Annotated in this window: 1 pseudogene; it reads right to left on the bottom strand. The window is 48.3% G+C overall.

The annotated features are described in order from the left end of the window. A pseudogene (locus tag BG32_RS13855) lies at nucleotides 1–186 on the bottom strand (peptidase S8); the annotation flags it as partial. Between the last annotated feature and the right edge of the window lie 647 nt (nucleotides 187–833).

Raw genomic sequence — 833 nt, 5'->3', positions numbered from 1 at the left:
CTTGACAAGAGCCTTATCTGGCAGACCGGAGAAACCTATGATCACCCTCGCTTGACCATCCACAGCTTGCAAAGACCAATCAATCGCTGCCGAACCCGGAACATCTATACTCTTTACGCACCCTGAAACCATAAAAGCAACAACTAAAAAAAACAAGCCGACAGATGAGGCAATCTTCCTCTTCATAAATATCACCCCCAAGATTGTATTTGCCATAGTATACAACTAATGCAAACCAATCTGTAATGAACATCACGAGTCGATCGTATGAACTATCCAGCTCAAGTAACTTTGAGGATAATAGTAGAGAGAATCGAATTATGGAGTCCGAACCCGGCGCCTAAAGAACCGCAGAACGCTTTAAAAAGCCGAGAAAAAGCATATCCGAGAGCTCGCTTCGCTCACGAGAAGAGAGAGACCGTGATCCTGACCAGGAGCATTGTCAGGATGACGTGAAGGGATGTCATCACTTAAGCTTATTCTGATGAGCACTTCTTCTTTCATCCCTTTAGCCTGCACTAAAATCCACTCACGGGCGAACAGCCGTTCGCCCCTACAATAGAATCGCATAATCGTCTGACACTGTCATCCCGTAAAGCCTGCCCTGAAGCGCTCCTGTTCAGGGATCCTGTACGGGATCTCGTACCTAAGATCCGCTGATCGCTAAATAATGAAAACCCGCTGAATGCTGTAAGCGAAAATAGGGACTGACCGGGTCCTATGGTCTGTCCCGTTTTTCGCGAGGGGCAGGGATCCTGACCAGGAGCGTTGTCAGGATGACGTGAAGGGTGCCATCCCCTAGGGTCTTCTCTGACGAGCGCCTCTTCTGTCAT

This window comes from Mesotoga sp. HF07.pep.5.2.highcov (genome assembly GCF_003666285.1).
GTDB classification, from domain to species: Bacteria; Thermotogota; Thermotogae; order Petrotogales; family Kosmotogaceae; genus Mesotoga; species Mesotoga prima.
The sequence above is the reverse complement of the archived record's forward strand: the minus strand, read 5'-3'. Positions and strand labels throughout refer to the sequence as shown.